We start from the raw sequence: 18,515 nt of genomic DNA on the forward strand, positions 1-18,515 counted from the left end.
AACAGCAGCACAATTAAAATCCAGGCAATGGTTGCGAGCAAAGGTTACTCCCCCTTCAAAATATGTTCACGAATCACTTCGACGATGCCGTCTTCATTGTTACTCGCTACGATCAGATCAGCCGCTTCCTTCACCTGCTCTTGCGCATTACCCATAGCTACACCCAAACCTACCGCCTCAATGACAGCCAGATCGTTCAAGCTGTCTCCGACAGCAACAACTTCGGACATCTCGATGCCCAGCAGCTTGCAGACTTCCGCTACACCACTAGCTTTGGATATACCTGCAGGGTTGATCTCAATATTAACGGGTGAGGAATTGGTCATTTGCAGACCACCCATTTGTTGCAGTTCCATCATGATCTGGTGACGAACTTCATCCACTTCGGTATTGAAGCCGAATTTCAACCATTCCAGACCTTCAATATTGTCCGTCCAACGGTCACGATTGAACAGCTCTTCCACGGAGTATGCCCAGTACCAGCTGTTATATTTCTCACCGATCTCCTGCATTCTGCGAATCAATGCCGGGTCCATCAGATGACGCATATGCAGATCATGCGGAGCTTTCCAGACCTCACTGCCGTTAACGGTAACCATCGGTGTCTCCAGCCCAAGCTGCACCGCATAAGGCATCGCGTGGAATACCGCTCTTCCCGTGGATAGGCACACATGTACCCCCCGACGAATCGCAATCTGAATCCACTTGGCGGTCTCCTGCGTAATTTCATGATTATCATTAAGCAATGTTCCATCCATATCCAATGCAAGCAATTTGTATTTCAGTTCACTCATACAGTAGTTCCTCCCTAGGTTGTCTCTCTCTCCAAGTTGAACTCATGGATATCCATTCAGGCACTACGCGGGCAGAAAACCTTTCGAGTCGTAGTATCTTTGTTTTAGAATTACCTTTTTCTTTAGTGTATTGAGATTATACGAGGTAACCGTTACGTGTACGGATCGTCTTCCGATCGCTTTGTCTCCAAATTTTCTAGATTCTCTCTTCTTAAGGGTTAGAAATTCGGAGACAGCGTATGCTTTCGAAGCAGCTTTCATGCAGAAAGCTTTCAGGCGCACGCTATCGCTTCTTCAGATTGATTCCGCCCCCTTCACTACATCACCTTTGTATTTAGAGCTCATAACACCTACCATCAAGAAGGAAAACAAATTTCCCTTCTCTAGGTTCTTTCTGCCATCTCCGTTCCACATTGGTTCTCCAGTTCAACTTGAAGGTTCTCTTTATCTATTGGTAAACATTCTTTCACAACAAGATCGCCCGGCACCCGTAAAAACGGACGTTCCGGACGTCACAGCTAACGACATTTTACCACAGATCATCTGTATGCAACAAAATAACCCGTAATCGGCAGGATGACGCTACAATATCATTTTATATTGTATTTCTTATATCCGGTTGCCCTTTTCGAAGTCATACGTCCAGACACGTAGAAAGGGGCTGTCTCAGAAGGAACGCCGCCTCGCTCCAAGTGCTAACGAACCTACCGCACCTTAAAAGGCGCATCATCAACGGTTGCAAGATTTAACGAACCTCACTAACGCTATTTCGTCATAACAGGGCTTCCCAACCTATAAAAACCAGTAAATCGACGAAATAGCTTCTCTATAGTTCGTTAGTTCTCAGATCTGGGCAAATGGGAGCGAATAGCGTGTATCAGGTTCATTAAAACAAAATAACACTAAATGAGGATGTCCCTCGTCATATTCATGACTTATGGGACACCCTCATTTAGTGTTATTTTGTTTATTCATTTATAATTCAATTTAAACTTTAATTACCGTGCTGCGAATTTGCGACGAGCGTAACGGAATACGATGCCATGTTTCGGGGACAGCAGCAGTGCGAGAACAAACAAAATCCCAGCTACTGCCACCATGCAGCCCGCGATGGAAGCATCCAGGGCGTATGCCATGATGTAACCTCCAACCGAGGAAGCTGCTCCGATCAAGACGGCATACAGAATCATTTTGCCCAGACGATCTGTGAGCAGGTACGCCGTCGCCGCAGGTACAATCAGCATGCCCACCACGAGAATTGAACCCACACTTTCAAATGAAGCTACGGATGTCATGGAAACGAGTCCCATGAGCAGATAGTGGAACAGCACTACTGGAATGCCACAGGCAGCAGCCAGCGCCGGATCGAAGGCACATAGCTTGAACTGTTTGTAGAACAGCCCAATGACGACGAGGATAACGAGTAACGTGATACCAAGCATCCAGACTGCCCTCGGCCCCACATCTGTGCCCTCAAGGGTTAGCGTATCCCACTGCACATAAGCGATCTCGCCGAACAAGACACAGTCCAGATCCAGATCGATGTGCTGAGCGTTTAGACTAATCAGAATGACGCCTACTGCGAAGAGTGCTGTGAACACAATTCCGATGGAGGCATCTGACGAGAGTCCACCCGCCTGCAAACTCTGTATGAAGAATACCGTCAGTAGACCAAACACGGTGGCACCGAGCAGCATCCATAACGAATCTCTGGAACCGCTCCACAGGAAAGCAATCGCAATACCAGGGAGAACCGCATGGCTGATCGCATCACCGACCAGAGCCATTCGCCGCAGGATCAGAAAACAACCGAGGATGGCGCAGGCAGAAGAAACCAGTACGGCCGTCAAGATAATCCAAAACGTTGCCATTACATCTCCCCCCGTTCCTGCTGATTCCGCTGTGTGGCGAGAGTCTGAAGTGTAGCCCGCTCTTCACGCATATATGCGGACTTCGCCTGAATACTGCGTAACCGCCTGGCTAATAATCCACGACGCGGTGCGAGCAAGGCTGATCCGGCAAACAACACCGTAGCCGCAAGAACAGTTACAGGACCTGTCGGCAGATTAGGAACAAGCGTGCTGAAGATGGTTCCTGTCGCTCCACTCAATGCACCAAATATGCCTGCCAACACCACCATCAGTGCGAGTGAGTCGGTCCAGCAACGTGCCGCTGCTGCCGGAGTTACCAGCAAGGCTGCAACAAGCACCACACCAACCGCCTGAATCCCGGCCACCACCGCGATTACCGTCAAGAGCAGAATAAGCTGCTCCAACATGGCAACTGGCAGTCCCATACCTCGTGCAAATCCCGGGTCAAAGCTGACCAGTTTGAATTCCTTGAACCAAGCCAGACAGGCAATCAGTAGTACGAGACATACGCCCCCCATGACATACACATCCGTCATGACCATGGATGCCGCCTGCCCAAACAAATATTTATCAAGTCCGCTTTGACTTCCGCTCGCTCCATGCTGGATGCGCGTCAGCATCACTACACCAATCCCGAAAAATACGGTCAACACAATGCCCATCGCCGCATCCTGTTTGATCCGGGAGTAGCGTGTAATCCACGAAATTCCGAAGGTAGCAACGATACCGGCCACCAGAGCACCGAACAGGAATAATCCTACAGACTTCGTTTCCGTTAACATAAATGCAATACAGATCCCAGGCAGAGCAGCATGAGCAAGGGTGTCCCCCATCAGACTCTGCTTACGAAGGAAGGTGAAGGAGCCAATAATTCCACTGCTGAATCCAAGCAGCAGACAGCCAAGCAATATCCAACGGGTATTGGGGTCGGACAAGATGGCAATGATCCAGTTCCACATGTACTACACCTGACCTTTCTCCGTCCGGCTTCCGATCATGGCAATCCGGCCTCCGTACGTCTCTTGCAGTGTATCTGGTACAAATACTTCACTTGTCGGTCCGCCAGCCACCAGTCGTCCATTGAGCAGTAGCACATGGTCGAAGTATTCCTCGACTGTCGCCAGATCATGGTGAACGACAAGTACCGTCTTGCCTTGTTTCTTCAACTGCTCCAACAGGGAAATGATCGCTTTCTCCGTGGTAGCATCCACACCTGCAAACGGCTCATCCATGAAATACAGATCTGCGTCTTGCACGAGTGCCCGCGCCAGAAAGACACGTTGCTGCTGTCCACCCGACAGCTGGCTGATCTGCCGGTACATGTAATCGCCCATGCCGACTTGTTCCAGGCAGTGTGCTGCCAGGTCCCGCTCCTTTTTCCCCGGACGACGGAACCAGCCCAGATGACCATACCGTCCCATCATCACTACATCGAGTGCATGCGTAGGGAAATCCCAGTCGACCGATTCCCGTTGGGGTACATAACCGATGCGGCGACGTTGTTCCCGGTACGATTGTCCGAAGATCCGTACCTCACCATGCATCTTCGGTACCAGTCCCAGAACGGCTTTGATCAGGGTTGATTTTCCGGCACCATTCGGTCCGAGTATTCCGATGAGCTGTCCTTCCGGGATATCGAAGGATACACTGCTAAGCACCGGCTTTTTGTGATAGGCCACGGCCAGATCCCTCACACTAAGAGGAGCCGACGTAGGCAGCGTTCCCTGCAAGTGGCTGTTGTTCAGATTCGTAGGAGTTTGTTCCGATAAAGTTGTATCATTCATAATCCTGTAACTCCTCTCTTCATAGGATTCATTATTTCAGGGCTTCTACTATCGTCTCAACATTGTGGCGAATCATACCGATGTATGTGCCTTCTTCCGTTCCTTCAGCCCCCATGGCATCCGAGAACAGTTCTCCACCAATGTTCACCGTATGCCCTTTTTGAGCTGCTCCGGCAATAATGGCTTCCATCGCTTTGGCAGGCACACTTGATTCAACAAAAACGGCTTTGATATGGTTATCCACGAGATAATCCCTCAGTTCGCTAACATCTTTTGCACCGTATTCGGCTGCTGTACTAATGCCCTGAAGCCCCATCACTTTCATGCCATAAGCTTGACCGAAATACCCAAATGCATCATGTGCCGTGACCAATACCCGGCTTGCTTCCGGAATCTCCAGAATCTTCTCACGTACCTCGGCATCCAGATCTTTGAGCTTCGCCAGGTATGCCTCTGCCTGAGCCTTGTATTCTTCCGCATGATCCGGGTCCGCCTCCACGAGCGTATCGCGTACAGCTTCTGTCGCATGCATCCAGTGGCTGACGTTAAACCAGACGTGTGGGTCATATTCGGTGCCGCCTGTATCTTTGCCTGAGTGTAACTCCTCGACTGGAATGGTCTCTGTAACGGCTGTAACCAGCTTGCTTGAGGACATTTTCTCCAAAATGTCTGTCATTTTGCCTTCGAGATGCAGTCCATTATAAAAAATGACTTTTGCTTGTTCCAGCTTGCGAATATCACCTTGGGATGCCTTGTACAAGTGGGGGTCAACGCCCGGGCCCATGAGCCCGGTAACCTCAGCATATGCTCCGCCTACCTCACGTGCTACGTCAGCGATCATGCCCGTTGTAGCGGTTACTTGCAGCTTGCCGTCGTTGCTCGTCTCCGCATCACTTGAACATGCTGAAAGTACGACAACCAGCACCAGAACCGCTAGCGTGATGACTCCCCTCTGAATACTCCTCATCTTCACCATTAACAATTCAATCGTCCCCTTTCCCTCTCCTAAAAGTATTGTCCACATCTAATTTTGTTGTACAAGGTATTAAGTTTTAATCAAGACTAATAATGTTTCCCATGTGCAAATTTTATCCGAAGCCAAAAAAAAAGGCAAGGGATTATTTCCCCTGCCTGTCCTCATATACATTTAATTCATTTCATGAACCTTTTGGTTACAATGCTAAAAGAGCTGATTCCCGCGATGTTCTTTGCGTTACTCTTTGTCTTTTACTTCGTCTTTTTTCCCTTTTGGTGTTCCGTCAAGACCGTACACTTCATCGTATGCATCGAAGATTTTCCGTGCAATCGGCGACGCACTGACTGACCCGAACCCACCTTCAGGTACAACAACAGCTACAGCAAGCTTTGGATTATCTCGTGGTGCAAAGGCGATAAATACACCATTCTCTTTTTTGTTCGGTCCGGTCCCCTGCTCTGATGTTCCTGTTTTTCGTGCATAATCGTATGGGAAACCGTCAAATGAACTTACTTTGGTAACCATACCTTTATGAACTTCATTCCAGTGCGCATCGGCAAAATCAACTTCATTAAGAACCTTAGGTTTGATTTCCTTCACCACATTGCCGTCCGCGTCACGGATTTCCTTCACTAAGTGAGGCTCCATCCGTTTCCCTTTATTGGCAAGCATCGTCGTGTATTGTGCGAGTTGCATAGTAGTGTACTTCGCTTGTTGTCCAAACGATGCAAATGCCAAACGTGTTAGAGCTGATTCGTCTTTATTATTATATTCTAGCCTACCCAGAAATTCATTAGGCAGATCTACACCAGTGGACACACCCAAGCCAAATTCCTTCATGTGTTTGTCCCAGATATCAATTCCTTTATCCGAGCCATATTTACTTAACAAACGTTTACCTACCATATCGATCATAAACGCATTGGAGGATTTCTCGATCGCTCTTCTCGCCGTAATAGAACCATTATAAGCAGAATGCGAGTTCTTTACTTGTCGTCCATCTTTCCCCAGAATGGCATATCCCTGATCATGATAGGTCTGTCCTGCTGTAAATAATCCCTCTTTTAATCCAATCAGCACACTTAGCGGTTTGATTACCGATCCAAGAAGTACTACGGATTCCGCACGACTAGGCTTGGCATCATTCGGTGGGAACGACTCGGTGGTTCCGTTTCGAAACACATATTTGATTTTGTCATAATCCCAATCGTTCGGATCATAATCCGGCATACTCGCCATCGCTACCACATTTCCCGTATCCACTTCCATGGCTACTGCATATCCCGTAATCGCCTTCGGGAGTCTGCGCAGTTCGTCCGTAATCGCCTCTTGTGCAGCCATCTGAATTTCCTTGTTGATGGTGGAAACCAGACTGTAGCCTTTCTCCGGTGGAGTCTGTAGCATCGTTCCATCCGGCAGATTACGTGCGTCAATATCAATGGACTGATATCCGCTTCGTCCACGGAGTTCTTCCTGATATTGCAGCTCGAGCCCATCAAAGCCAACCTTCTCCTCCTCATGGTACACAAGACCAGGATCACGCTGGGTACTTGCCCCCTCGCGGATGGCCTTATATTTGGCAAGGCTGTCTGGTGCTCGCTTGAACTCTCTTGTATAACCGACAACCTGAACGGCTACACCATCCGGGTCATATTTCCGTATGTTTTCTTCCAGCACCATCACGCCCGGATACTCCGCTTTTTTCTCCATGAAAAAGGCAATCTCTTTGGTCGATAGATCAGACTTCACCAGCCTCGGCACATATCCAAACGTTTTCTGGTAGTCCAGATCCAATCGTTTGATGATCTCTTCCGCGTCCGGCTGCTCTTTGTCCCCTGGATTAAACTGCTTAAACACAGCCGCCAGATCATGAGCCAGTTCCTCTGCTTCCTGTCTACGTTCATCATTCCGATAATCCTCATATAACAGCACATACAGGGACTGTACAGGTTCGGAATAAGCGAGCGCGACTTCCCCTGTCGCATCATAGATGGGACCGCGAACAGGTGCGAGTGGAATGTCTTTGGTATTACGACTCGTTTCCATATATGTCAGTTCAGGACCCTCCACAAACTGCACAAAGGCTAATCTGAAAATAAGGATACTGAATATGACAAATGCCGCGAAAAAAAACAGATTCAGCCTTGCGGTGGAAGGCTTGTTGACGGGTGTATCTTCCTCAGTCATGGGTTTCTTCCTCAATCGGTTAAACATGTTTTAAGCCTCTCCCGTTCCTCTATAAAAATAAAATATTTAATCTGTCTTGTGAACGTGTTCAATCCCCTATTTAATCCTATCTCATACAAGTCTACCAAAGGTTAGCTGTTACGTCTTTCAAATTTTGGTTACATTTTCGTAAACAGAAACGTACACTACCCAATCTATTGATTTCAATGTAAACACTGACATATCAACGTTTGTCCCCTTCTCCGGATCGCGTTTACCCTTCCCTTATATAAACGTGGTACAGCTCATATGGTTACATATTAATGCAACTAAATAGTTCACTCTTACAATCCATTCTCCTTGTAAAAACAAAAAAGAGGACCCTCTAAGGGTCCTCTCTGTAACCAGCGCCGCACATCACTGTGTGCCTGATTCCGATTCTGAATCTTTATTTTTGTCCTTTTTCGGTACACCATCAAGACCGAATTCCTCGTCATAGGCATCGAAGATCGCACGTGCAACCGGAGCCGCACTGCTCGAACCAAAGCCCCCTTCGGGGATAACCACAGCGACAGCAAGCTTCGGATTATTACGTGGTGCATAGGCGATAAATACCCCGTTATCCACCAGTTTACCGCCGACGAGTTGCGTCGATGTACCTGTTTTTCTGGCAAAATCATACGGGAAGCCACTAAATGCCGAAACTTCGGTGGCCATGCCTCGTTGCACCTCGTTCCAGTAGGCGTCGTTAAAATCTACCGTGCTGAGTACCTTCGGTTTAACTTTCTCAACCACATTACCTTCCGAATCCCGGAACTCGTTAACCAATTGCGGTTCCATCCGTTTTCCTTTGTTCGCAAGCATCGTGGTGTACTGTGCCAACTGCATGGTTGTATATTTTCCTTGCTGACCAAAGGAGGCATACACAAGTTTAGTGAGGGAGCTCTCTTCACTTCGGATATACTCCAAATAACCAGGATATTCATTCGGCAGATCAACTTCCGTCTTCACGCCAAGCCCAAACTGCTTCATGTATTTATCCCATACGTTGATACCTTCTGCACCATACTGCGAATACAGCTTCTTTCCGATCTCGTCGATCATGAACACGTTCGAGGAATGACGAATCGCATCATGCGGACGCATCGCACCGTACACATGCCCTGATGAGTTCTGCACTCTACGGTTGTCTCCACCAAAGGTCGTTGAACCTCTATCCTGATAAACGGTATTGGTCGTAAAGAAACCCTCTTTCAAACCAATCAATACACTCAGCGGTTTGATCGTGGAACCGAGCAAGACTACAGACTCAGCCCGCTTGCCTGTATCATCTGGCGGGAAGCCTCGGATCGTACCATTTTGATAGATATATTTTATTTTATCGTAATCTTCATTGCTTATACCGCCAGTTCTCCATACGTTAGTATCATAATCCGGCATACTGGCCGCAGAAACAATTTTCCCAGTATCCACTTCCATAGCAACCGCAAAGCCTGTTTTGGCGTTCGGGTGTAATTTACCCGACACTGGGTTCCGATGAAGCCAACTCAACTGATCCAGAATGGCCTGTTCTGTTTTCACCTGAACGTTCTTGTTAATGCTGGAAATCAGGTCGTAACCTTTCTCCGGCGGGGTAGAACCAGCCACACCTTCAGGCAAGTTACGCAAGTCCACATCAACGGATGTATATCCACTTTTGCCGCGGAGAGCATCCTGATATTGCAGCTCAAGTCCATCAAAACCTACAAATTCATTTTCCGTATAAACCAAGCCCGGGTCCGTTTGCGTTTTGTTGGCCTCGTCCACTTCTTTGTATTTATTCAAAGTTTTCGAACTTTTAAATTTCTTCAGATAACCGATCGTCTGAACTGCTACCGTATCCGGATCATAGAACCGTACACTCTCCTCGACGATCTGAATACCTTTGAACTCGTCCTTGTGCTGAAGGAAATAAGCGACTTCTCCCTCGGACAGATCACTCTTGATCAGGCGTGGCATAAAACCGTTCGCTTTGCGGGAGTTCAAGTCCATCTCTTCAATGATCTGTTCCACTGTAAGTGACTCTGAATCCTTCGATTTGTACTGTTCAAACACATCATGCAATCGGGTTGCAATATCCTGTACTTCCCCTATGTTAGGACTCGGTTTCCCATCAACATCCCCATAATTCTTATACAGCGTCAGGTATAGAGACTGAATGGGCTTGGAGTAAGCCAATTTCACCTCACCAGTAGAATCATAGATCGTACCTCTCACAGGAGGAAGCGGTACATCCTTCGTAATATTACTTGCTTCTTCCTGACTGAGTTCAGGCCCTTCGACAAATTGCAAAAATGCCAAACGTACAATAATAACGCTAAAAATAACAAAGGAAGCGAAGAAAAATACGTTCATTCGGTAACTGAATCGCCGTTTGTCTGTAAGTTCATCCTTCTCATTGGAATGCTTTTTCATCCATCCTACCTCTTTCATGACTTGATGCATACCGCTCAAACTGATTCTTTCCGGCATGATAACCTGGCAACGTCGTCATATTCCGGACCCATGTCCGTAGTAATGTTAAGCTGATTGATCCTTCAGATGGGTGTCGGCAAAATTAGGAGGATTGAACCAGTCTCCACTGATCGCCCATGTCGGGTCAAGCGGAACCCAGCTCTCGGAATCGCTCAAATATACTTCATTCCATGCATGCGGACCGTATCCGCCCTGACCGTTATACCCAAGTCCTGTAACCACTTTGACTTCAAGCCCTTGTGAACGGGCCATCACAGCATAGAGACGGGCATAATCAATACATACACCTTTGCGTGTATCAAATGTATTCTGCGGATTCTGTTCATGCCATATGCCCTTTTGTTCATAGTCATCCACTTTACCATAGTCATACTGAATACGTGAACCTACCCACTCGTATAACGCTTTTGCTTTGGCTTTATCCGTCGATTGGCCTTTGACAATTTCTTTCGCGGCAGATTCAATATCCGTCGGGATATTATGGTCAATAACTTCATATTTGCGTTGCAGGATGCCGCCCAGTTCCTTCTGCACAGCCTGCGTGAATACGGGCAGCTTGTCCTTGATAAACGTACCAGACAACGGTTCAATTACCGATTTGGCCCCTTGCATATAGATTGGAGATGCCTCCACATATCGGCTGAACATGCTCCCGGGGTAAAGACTGACAATCATGAACAAGACCGCAATGACAATCATTCCACGGACGGAGCCTATGATGGTGCCAATGATTGCACCCGTCAGCCGACTAAGCATACCTTTCGGCGCACTTTCCTCGGCTGACCCCTGCCTGCTGCTGAAAATAAATGAAGAGAGCAATCCGAGAACCAATCGGATGAGTCCATAACTCAGTACAAATAATACAGCGAACCGCATCAGTGGAAAATCTGCGATCGCCGTAACCAACGTATAATACATCTGTTCCCACCGGTTCAACTCACGGTTAGGCATGGCTGAAGCATACTCAGACAACCACTGCTGTACATATGGTGCAAGCCATAACGTTAAACCGATCGATAACAGAATACCAATAACCGCCATAATGCCATCCATCAGGAACCCAAAGAGTCTGCCTGCTGAACGAGAAGCCCCTCTGGACCAACCCTGCAATAAAGAAGCAGCCACAATCAGCAGCAGCATAATCGTGATGCCATTCAATTCCTTCAGGCTGTCCAGCCAATTCTGCAGCACGTACCGATTCCCCCTTTACTACGATGCTGGTGCTGTTTTGTTCTCCCGTGCCTGTTCGACAAACGTACGTATCGTTTCATTGTCGAGTTTCCATTCGCCAAGTGAAATGCCGCGGAAGGTCACATCGACTTTATCCGATTGTGTTCTGCCTTTAATCTCCACATTGGGACTTGTGATAGTGAACGCTCCATCCTGTCCTTTGACGTATGTCGCTTTGGAAGCTTCCTTAAGCATCATGCTGGTTGCTTCTTTCTTCAATGTGTCCATCGTACTGGATTGCACGTCTGTCACTGTTTGTTTGATCTGATCAATGGAGATGCCACTGTATATCAGTAGAGCCGCAATAATGATGATGGCAATCAACCATTTCAATACGGTTTTGACCACATTCAGAACAAAGAACAATATGATCAATGCAACCACGATCACCAACCAGTTCTGCATCAAAAACTCTTTGATTACTTCTATGTTCATGATTACACCTTCCGTATTTGAATTCATTCATAACACTCCCGAATATTATACATGATTTCCGAAGCTGCTGTCAGCTAAGCCCTCCCCCTTGAAAATAAACGGTCTAAGTTCGTCCCGCCAGGCGTACAAGTAGTACCATAAGGTTCTGCTGGCGAACGGGAACACGTTCAAGACCTGTAATTTGCACATGCATCGCTTAACAAGGAGGGGCTTATGTGAAAACGGCCATCTGGCTATACCTGTTTTTGTTCCTTGCTGTATTTGATCTGCACGCCCAGTATCCCATTCTGACCCCTTTTGCCATCTCGCTGGGAGCTGCCCCTACTTTCATTGGCTGGATGATGGGTATCTATTCCTTAACGCATCTTCCTGGCAATCTCATTGCCGGAACACAAATCGATAAACATGGCAGTCGCCGCTACATTGTATTCAGTCTGCTTGGGGCAGGAGTCATCCTGCTCCTGCAAGCCTATGTCCATACCCCTTGGCAACTGCTGGCACTGCGTTCCATCAGCGGTTTTGTGCTGGCATTCCTGTCTCCTGCATGTCTCGCCCTGCTTGCCCAGTTATCCAGTGATCCGGTGAAGCAGGGGAAGTATATGTCAGGACACGGGGTAGTACATACCCTCGCGTCTGTGGTATCTCCCGCAGCCGGGGCGATCATTGTGGGTTCCATGGGATTCTCTGCTACATTCTCAGGCTTGGGTTACTTGCTCATTCTCACAGGTGTGATTGCTTTCATGACCATGCCTCGTGGCATCGTCAAGCAGCATGAGAGAGTGACTGAACCTGCCAAACCTGACGTTTCACCAGTAGATGCCAAAAGTGCATTCCTTCCGGTGTCCTGGCGCTATTTTGCCCTGCCTCTGGTTATTGCTTGTGCTCAAGGGATTCTCTTCTTCGAGCTGCCCCTGCGGGGAGGAGGGCAATCGTCCATCATGTCTACCGGGTTGTTATTTTCCATTATCAGTATTGGAGCGCTCTTCACACTGAGCATGTTATTTCTTAACCGGTATTCCCCCAAGCTGCGTCTGGTTGCGGGTGTGCTGCTGATGTCCTTGTGCTTTTTTGCAATGGCCGCCATTCCGCAAATTCCGTTGTCTACCGTATTATTTGTACTCGGAATGTCCAAAGGCATTATCTTTCCAGCTATGGCTACCCTATTTATCCGTCTGAGCGGTGGAAGCAGGTTAGGCCGCATTTTCTCGTTGCAATCCATCGCCACTTCTATCGGCTCATTTATCGGCCCCATCACGGCTGGACAACTCCGTGTCGGGTTATCGCCCTATTTCATCGCTTTTGTTTTGTTAATGATAGGTATGCTGCTGCTTCCATACTATACATCCAGACGCGAAGCTTCCCTTGCCGATCCGAAAAGTATATTCAATTAAATTTCAATCAGTCTCTCTCTCCTTACGTTATGACAGCAGTTAGGCCTGTATTTTCATTAGCTTTGCATCATTCCCCCATTTACAGCTAAACTATATAAAATGGACTAACGTTTTACACGTTAAGAATGCTAACTGGGAAATGTACCTTTCACAATCACCGAAGGTTCTATCTTATTAAGATCATCATTAAGGTTGAACGATTAGTCAAAAGTAGTGAAGGGGACGGAATCGATTCTGAAGAAGCGATAGCGTTCGCCTCAAAGCTTTCTGCAAGAAAGCTACTTCGAAAGCATACGCTGTCTCCAAATATTAACTTTTCAAAAGTAAATCAAAAATAGTTGGAGACAACAGCGATCGGAAGAACGATCCGTAACCGGAACGGCCACTGCCAGCTATTACTGACCTATTGATGCACATGAAATAAGATTTCAGAGAATTGTCTTAATGGGTTGTTCTTCCAGTTAGCAATCATGTAAAGAAGAGGAGTCCATTTTATATAATCCGTCGATTTTCGCTGTAACATTTCCCGGGGAATGTCGACATAAGCTCTCGAACAAGAGGTGAATATCATGCCTATTCATGTCATTGTGGAAGGTAAGAATGATCGAAGCAAACTGAAACGTCTGGTTGGACCCGAAATCAACATTTTATGCACGTTTGGGACGCTTAATTCACTTAAGCTGGAGACATTGCGTAAACAAGTCGGGTATGATGAAGTTTATTTGTTTATGGATAATGACAGTTCCGGCAAAAAAATTAGAGGTGTGCTTCGGGATGCATTCCCGGATGCAGTACAGATGTATACACGACGAGGATATGCGGGTGTGGAAGGAACACCTGATGAGTATATCATTGCCCAGCTGGAGAAAGCCGGGTTAGAGACATACATCCAATACCCTGAGCATCCTTCCTTTTAAAAGAATTACCAAAAGGCTGCCTTAGGTTGATATTCAACCTGAAGGCAGCCTTTACAATAGGAGTAGTATCCAGTGATTATTCCTTGATCAGATTGCGAATATCCTCGGCAATGACAGCAGGCACAACGTCCTCTGTATTAAACGCATTATATACCTTGCGCAGCTGGTTATTCTGATCCACCAAGCCAATCATGTTCATATGGGCAAAATCGTCTTTATTCTCGCCTTCAATCAGGATCTGGAATGAATCCCTGGCGAACTGTTTTGTTTTGTCCATGTCCCCTCGCAAGAAGTACCATCCGGAATAATCCGCATGGAAGCGATCCGCAAACGTCTTAATCTTCTCTCTCGTATCGACTTTCGGGTCGAATGAAATGGATACAAACGAGACATCTTTACCGAAGGTGTCGTCCTCTTTCAACAGATCCTGCACTTGGGATAACGTGAACGTCGTAATAGGGCAGACATCCGGACAACTGGTGAAATAAAAGTAGAACAAACGGACTTTCCCTTGAGTATCCTCCAGTGATACCGTACTGCCATCTACATTTTCCATGGAAAAGGATTGGATCTCGCGAATCTCGGGTAATTTCTCCTTACTGACAAATAATGTGCCCCACATCAGATACACAACCATAATCAGTGCGAGCCCGAGTAGTATCCAGGTCCATATGTACTTTTTCAGCATCTTCCTCGTCCCTTCTGTATCTTCTCTTATGAATACGCATACATAAGTAAATCCAAAATCACAATTGTTTCGCTTCATCCATCTACTGTGACATATGTACTCCAAGAAACCTACTTTTTATGAGATTCTATATTATTGTAACGGTTTGTCGTAACAATGCCCATACATATTTATGGAACAAGCTGACCTCGTATACTCTGATGAAATTTCTCTCTGTTTCCGATATAAATTTTATCATAAGAAATGCCAAAATAGTTTGACAAACTACGTACATTTATTGGGTATGGACCAAGTTATTATCATAACTTTGAAATTAGGGATGTTTTGCATCCGGACAGACGGATATTATACACTATATATGGGTATCACCTAGATAGAGAAGTAATATGCCTTAGAACGATACACCACACAAAGGAGACGTTTATGGATACCTCTACACATTTTGTCATGGGGATTGGTCTAGCTGGTCTGGCTTATGTCGATCCTGTTGTCGCAACGAGTCCAATGCTTGCAGCTGCGGTAATGGTTGGCACGATTGCTGGCTCCCAGGCCCCTGACATCGATACTGCGTTACGTCTCAAAAGCAACTCACTTTACATTCGGAATCATCGGGGCTTGTCACACTCTCTGCCATTTCTCCTGTTATGGATTCTGCTCATCACCGGCGTCATTGCCCTGATATTCCCTGGTGTCCCCATTGGACACGTTGCCATCTGGACCGCTGTAGCCGTAGGCTTTCACGTATTCACCGATCTGTTCAACACCTATGGAACCCAAGCCGCCCGGCCTTTTACGGAACGCTGGATCGCCTGGAACATCATTCATATTTTTGATCCGTTTCTATTCACTACGCATGTCGTAGCTATCCTGTTATGGGCCTTTGATCTGATCGCCCCTGCACCACTCTTCGTTACGCTGTATAGTTTGACCGGTATATATTATATATGGCGAACGATTGCTCGTGCACAAGCGGTCAGAAAAGTCAGACGTTTAGATAATAGCCCAGAACAGGCTAAATACATCGTCATTCCAACAATATCCTGGAATCGCTGGCATGTGGTTAAGCGAGTCGAGGACGGCAGTTATGTGATTGGTAAAATGGATGGTTCTAATCTGGTATGGAGTCTGCACGCCTCATCTTCTACTCATGCGGCCGTTGCTGCTTCACGCAAATCACCGGAAGTCAGTGCTTTCCTCTACTTCACCTCTTATGCGGTGGCAGAAGTGGAAGAACTGCCTGCCGGTTACAAGGTCCGCTGGGCAGATGTACGTTATCGACACCGAAAACAATATCCATTTGTCGCTGTAATTGTGATGGACCGCAATTTTGAAACGATTGATACGTATGTAGGCTGGTTAAGCGATGAGAAGATGGATAAAAAACTTTTATCCGCACGCCCTTGACGAAGTGAGCATGGCAAGGCACAATCAGTAATAGGAACTGATACGCGAGAAAGCCCGGAGCGTTTCCGCCCCGGGCTTTCTGTTTATTCTTTTATTGCTGTTGGTTAAGATAAATTATTTGCCAGACCCAGCCAGAGACTGCTCAGCGATTTGTACCAGACGTTTGGTGATATATCCACCCAAAGATCCTGTTTCACGGGAAGTGTAGTTACCATAGTAACCATCTTGCGGGATAGTTACACCCAGTTCCTGTGCAGCCTCCATTTTCAATTGTTGCAATGCAGAATTTGCTTGAGGTACCACCAAGTTGTTAGAACGAGATCCTTGAGCCATATTTATAATCTCCCTTCAATCTGTGTCTGTAATGTCATTGCAAGCTTGCAAGATTATTATGGCTCGTAGGCTTCAGGTTATACGGAATTTTACTAAATTTGTAGATGGAGGTTTTTCCCAATGAGCAAAGGTTTATCCTTATGGTTCGCGTTTTCATCCATTATCTTGTTAACGGTTACAGCAATCACAATCTCGTACTCCGGTTGGCTTGCTACGCTCCTGTTCGTCCTATCCATTGCCAACATTGGCTGGGGCTTTGTCATTCGTGCCAAAAAAGAACGGCAGGAAGTTCGCTCGGCTACTTCAGAGCCCACTTCTTGAGCAGGTCATATTCTAACGCAAGTTTGAACGTATTAATAAAGAGGAGCCCCTAATAGGACTCCTCTTTATTTATGTTAACTATTCATTTCTTTAACTATAATTTTGTTCAGCAGCACTACAGTTTACGTCTAGGAACAAACCCCATACGTTCTTTCACGGCACTCAACGTTTGAGAAGCAACTTCTTCTGCACGACGAGCTGACGTCTCCAGAACATCGGCCAATTCGCCAGACTCGCGAATCTCATTATATCGTTGTTGCAGCGGTTCGATAACAGACACAACCACTTCAGCCAGTTCTTTTTTGAACGGACCGTACATCTTGCCTTCATAACGCTCAGCTACTTCCTTAAGCGTCATACCCGCACATTCCGCGTAGATACTCATCAGGTTACTAACTTCCGGTTTGTTTGCCGGATCATAGACGACTTCACGTCCCGAATCTGTAGTGGCACGGCTGATCTTTTTGCGAATGACATCCGGCGGATCCAGCAAGGCAATATAGCTGCCGGCATTAGGGTTACTTTTACTCATCTTCGAAGAGGCATCGTCAAGTGACATTACCCGTGCACCTACCTGTGGGATATACGGATCTGGAATGGTGAAGTACTCCCCATAACGGTGGTTAAAACGCCCAGCCAGATCACGTGTCAGCTCCAGATGCTGCTTCTGGTCTTCACCTACAGGTACAAGATCAGCATTGTATAACAAAATATCAGCCGCCATTAATGATGGATACACGAACAGTCCGGCACCAACGGAATCTTTCCCGGATGATTTATCCTTAAACTGAGTCATGCGTTCAAGCTCACCCATGGAGGTCAGCGTCGTCATCAACCAGCCCAATTCGGCGTGCTGCGGTACATGGGATTGCAGAAATACGTTAGATTTCGAAGGATCAATACCTGCTGCAAGAAACAGCGCAGCTACCGCTTCCGATTGTTCACGCAATGCTGCTGGCTCTTGAGCCACGGTAATGGCATGAAGATCTACCACCATGAAATGACATTGATAGTCATGCTGGAGTTTTACAAAATTTTTGATTGCACCAATATAGTTGCCCAATGTGAGCTTACCACTTGGTTGAATACCTGAAAGTACTGTTTTCATTGCACATAACGCCTCCCTGATTGTATATAAAAAGCTCCTGCCATTCTCTGCGAACGCAAAAAGGCCCCACATCCGCAAGGGACGTGAGACCGTGGTGCCACCCTTATTCGCTTTTCTTCCATTGCCCCTAACCCTCAATCAAGTCAAGCTGAAGAAACGCCTTCATTGTTCCGTAACGTGGATTATACGGCAGACTCTAGTGAGGCAAGCCCGTCTCTGGCTTAACCTGTTCAAATCCACACTCAAGGGTCCATTCAGTAAAGAGTTCACACCGGTTCGCATCAACCACCGGCTTTCTGAAGAGAATTCTCTTGGCCTACTTATCCCTGTCATCGATTTATATCATTCAATTTGAATACGTACCTTTAGAGTTCCATCTTAATGCGCACAGGCGCGAATGTCAAAATGAGTTGAACTTTTTTACCCGAGACACTGAAATCTGTTATGATGGAATTGCTTATTAACATGCCTGCTTCACAAGAAGCAGCGCAGGAAATAGCTGGCATGTACACAATGACACGCCTGCAGCAGTCCAATCATTACAACTGCTCGCAGACAGATTTCAAGTGGGAAAAGGAGCATC

16 protein-coding genes and 1 other annotated feature are annotated in these 18,515 nt (G+C 46.7%); of the genes, 4 read left to right on the top strand and 12 right to left on the bottom strand.

Annotated elements, in window-relative coordinates:
* Positions 1–44: 44 nt before the first annotated feature.
* From NLBNIHML_RS11910 to NLBNIHML_RS11950, 9 genes are all read right to left on the bottom strand, one after another.
* On the bottom strand, positions 45–794 hold the full coding sequence (locus NLBNIHML_RS11910) for a Cof-type HAD-IIB family hydrolase (RefSeq protein ID WP_339237542.1): 750 nt from the start codon (positions 792–794) through the stop codon (positions 45–47).
* A gap of 998 nt (positions 795–1,792) precedes the next feature.
* Positions 1,793–2,665, bottom strand: coding sequence for a metal ABC transporter permease (locus tag NLBNIHML_RS11915; protein ID WP_494354441.1), 873 nt, complete (start codon positions 2,663–2,665; stop codon positions 1,793–1,795).
* Positions 2,665–3,624 carry a metal ABC transporter permease gene (locus NLBNIHML_RS11920; RefSeq protein ID WP_339237544.1) on the bottom strand — a complete coding sequence of 320 codons (960 nt, stop codon included), beginning with the start codon at positions 3,622–3,624 and terminating at the stop codon, positions 2,665–2,667. Before NLBNIHML_RS11920 ends, NLBNIHML_RS11915 begins: the two co-directional genes overlap by 1 nt.
* 3 nt (positions 3,625–3,627) lie before the next feature.
* Positions 3,628–4,449 (bottom strand): metal ABC transporter ATP-binding protein, encoded by an 822-nt coding sequence (locus tag NLBNIHML_RS11925; protein WP_253440698.1) that lies wholly within the window; start codon positions 4,447–4,449, stop codon positions 3,628–3,630.
* Between the two features lie 31 nt (positions 4,450–4,480).
* Complete coding sequence (locus tag NLBNIHML_RS11930) at positions 4,481–5,425, bottom strand: metal ABC transporter solute-binding protein, Zn/Mn family (RefSeq protein ID WP_494354698.1); 945 nt, start codon at positions 5,423–5,425, stop codon at positions 4,481–4,483.
* Between the two features lie 237 nt (positions 5,426–5,662).
* Positions 5,663–7,639, bottom strand: a complete 1,977-nt coding sequence (locus NLBNIHML_RS11935) for a peptidoglycan D,D-transpeptidase FtsI family protein (protein ID WP_494354442.1) — start codon at positions 7,637–7,639, stop codon at positions 5,663–5,665.
* Positions 7,640–8,008: 369 nt separating this feature from the next.
* Positions 8,009–10,045, bottom strand: a complete 2,037-nt coding sequence (locus NLBNIHML_RS11940) for a peptidoglycan D,D-transpeptidase FtsI family protein (protein WP_472476452.1) — start codon at positions 10,043–10,045, stop codon at positions 8,009–8,011.
* A 105-nt stretch (positions 10,046–10,150) separates the two neighbouring features.
* Positions 10,151–11,245 (bottom strand): transglutaminase domain-containing protein, encoded by a 1,095-nt coding sequence (locus tag NLBNIHML_RS11945; protein ID WP_494354699.1) that lies wholly within the window; start codon positions 11,243–11,245, stop codon positions 10,151–10,153.
* Positions 11,246–11,314: 69 nt separating this feature from the next.
* Positions 11,315–11,797 (bottom strand): ATPase, encoded by a 483-nt coding sequence (locus tag NLBNIHML_RS11950; RefSeq protein WP_339305754.1) that lies wholly within the window; start codon positions 11,795–11,797, stop codon positions 11,315–11,317.
* A 188-nt stretch (positions 11,798–11,985) separates the two neighbouring features.
* On the opposite strand from NLBNIHML_RS11950, the gene NLBNIHML_RS11955 reads away from it, so the two are divergent.
* Both NLBNIHML_RS11955 and NLBNIHML_RS11960 read left to right on the top strand, forming a co-directional pair.
* Entirely contained in the window at positions 11,986–13,161 is a 1,176-nt protein-coding gene (locus tag NLBNIHML_RS11955) for an MFS transporter (RefSeq protein WP_494354443.1), read from the top strand.
* A gap of 569 nt (positions 13,162–13,730) precedes the next feature.
* Positions 13,731–14,078 carry a toprim domain-containing protein gene (locus tag NLBNIHML_RS11960; RefSeq protein ID WP_192135859.1) on the top strand — a complete coding sequence of 116 codons (348 nt, stop codon included), beginning with the start codon at positions 13,731–13,733 and terminating at the stop codon, positions 14,076–14,078.
* 76 nt (positions 14,079–14,154) lie between these two features.
* On the opposite strand, the gene NLBNIHML_RS11965 is transcribed toward NLBNIHML_RS11960, so the two are convergent.
* Positions 14,155–14,766, bottom strand: coding sequence for an SCO family protein (locus tag NLBNIHML_RS11965; protein WP_339237563.1), 612 nt, complete (start codon positions 14,764–14,766; stop codon positions 14,155–14,157).
* Between the two features lie 423 nt (positions 14,767–15,189).
* Here NLBNIHML_RS11965 and NLBNIHML_RS11970 point away from each other — a divergent pair, with 423 nt between their 5' ends.
* Positions 15,190–16,170, top strand: coding sequence for a metal-dependent hydrolase (locus NLBNIHML_RS11970; RefSeq protein WP_494354444.1), 981 nt, complete (start codon positions 15,190–15,192; stop codon positions 16,168–16,170).
* A gap of 114 nt (positions 16,171–16,284) precedes the next feature.
* On the opposite strand, the gene NLBNIHML_RS11975 is transcribed toward NLBNIHML_RS11970, so the two are convergent.
* Positions 16,285–16,503 (bottom strand): alpha/beta-type small acid-soluble spore protein, encoded by a 219-nt coding sequence (locus tag NLBNIHML_RS11975; RefSeq protein ID WP_024634589.1) that lies wholly within the window; start codon positions 16,501–16,503, stop codon positions 16,285–16,287.
* Between the two features lie 120 nt (positions 16,504–16,623).
* Between NLBNIHML_RS11975 and NLBNIHML_RS11980 the strand changes: the two genes are divergently transcribed.
* Positions 16,624–16,824, top strand: a complete 201-nt coding sequence (locus NLBNIHML_RS11980) for a hypothetical protein (RefSeq protein ID WP_253440716.1) — start codon at positions 16,624–16,626, stop codon at positions 16,822–16,824.
* 115 nt (positions 16,825–16,939) lie between these two features.
* On the opposite strand, the gene trpS is transcribed toward NLBNIHML_RS11980, so the two are convergent.
* A complete protein-coding gene (trpS, locus tag NLBNIHML_RS11985) occupies positions 16,940–17,932 on the bottom strand; it encodes a tryptophan--tRNA ligase (protein ID WP_342571023.1) in 993 nt (330 codons plus the stop codon).
* A 74-nt stretch (positions 17,933–18,006) separates the two neighbouring features.
* Positions 18,007–18,274 (bottom strand) — a binding site (T-box leader).
* Positions 18,275–18,515 lie beyond the last annotated feature (241 nt).

Source organism: Paenibacillus sp. JNU01, from assembly GCF_059130585.1.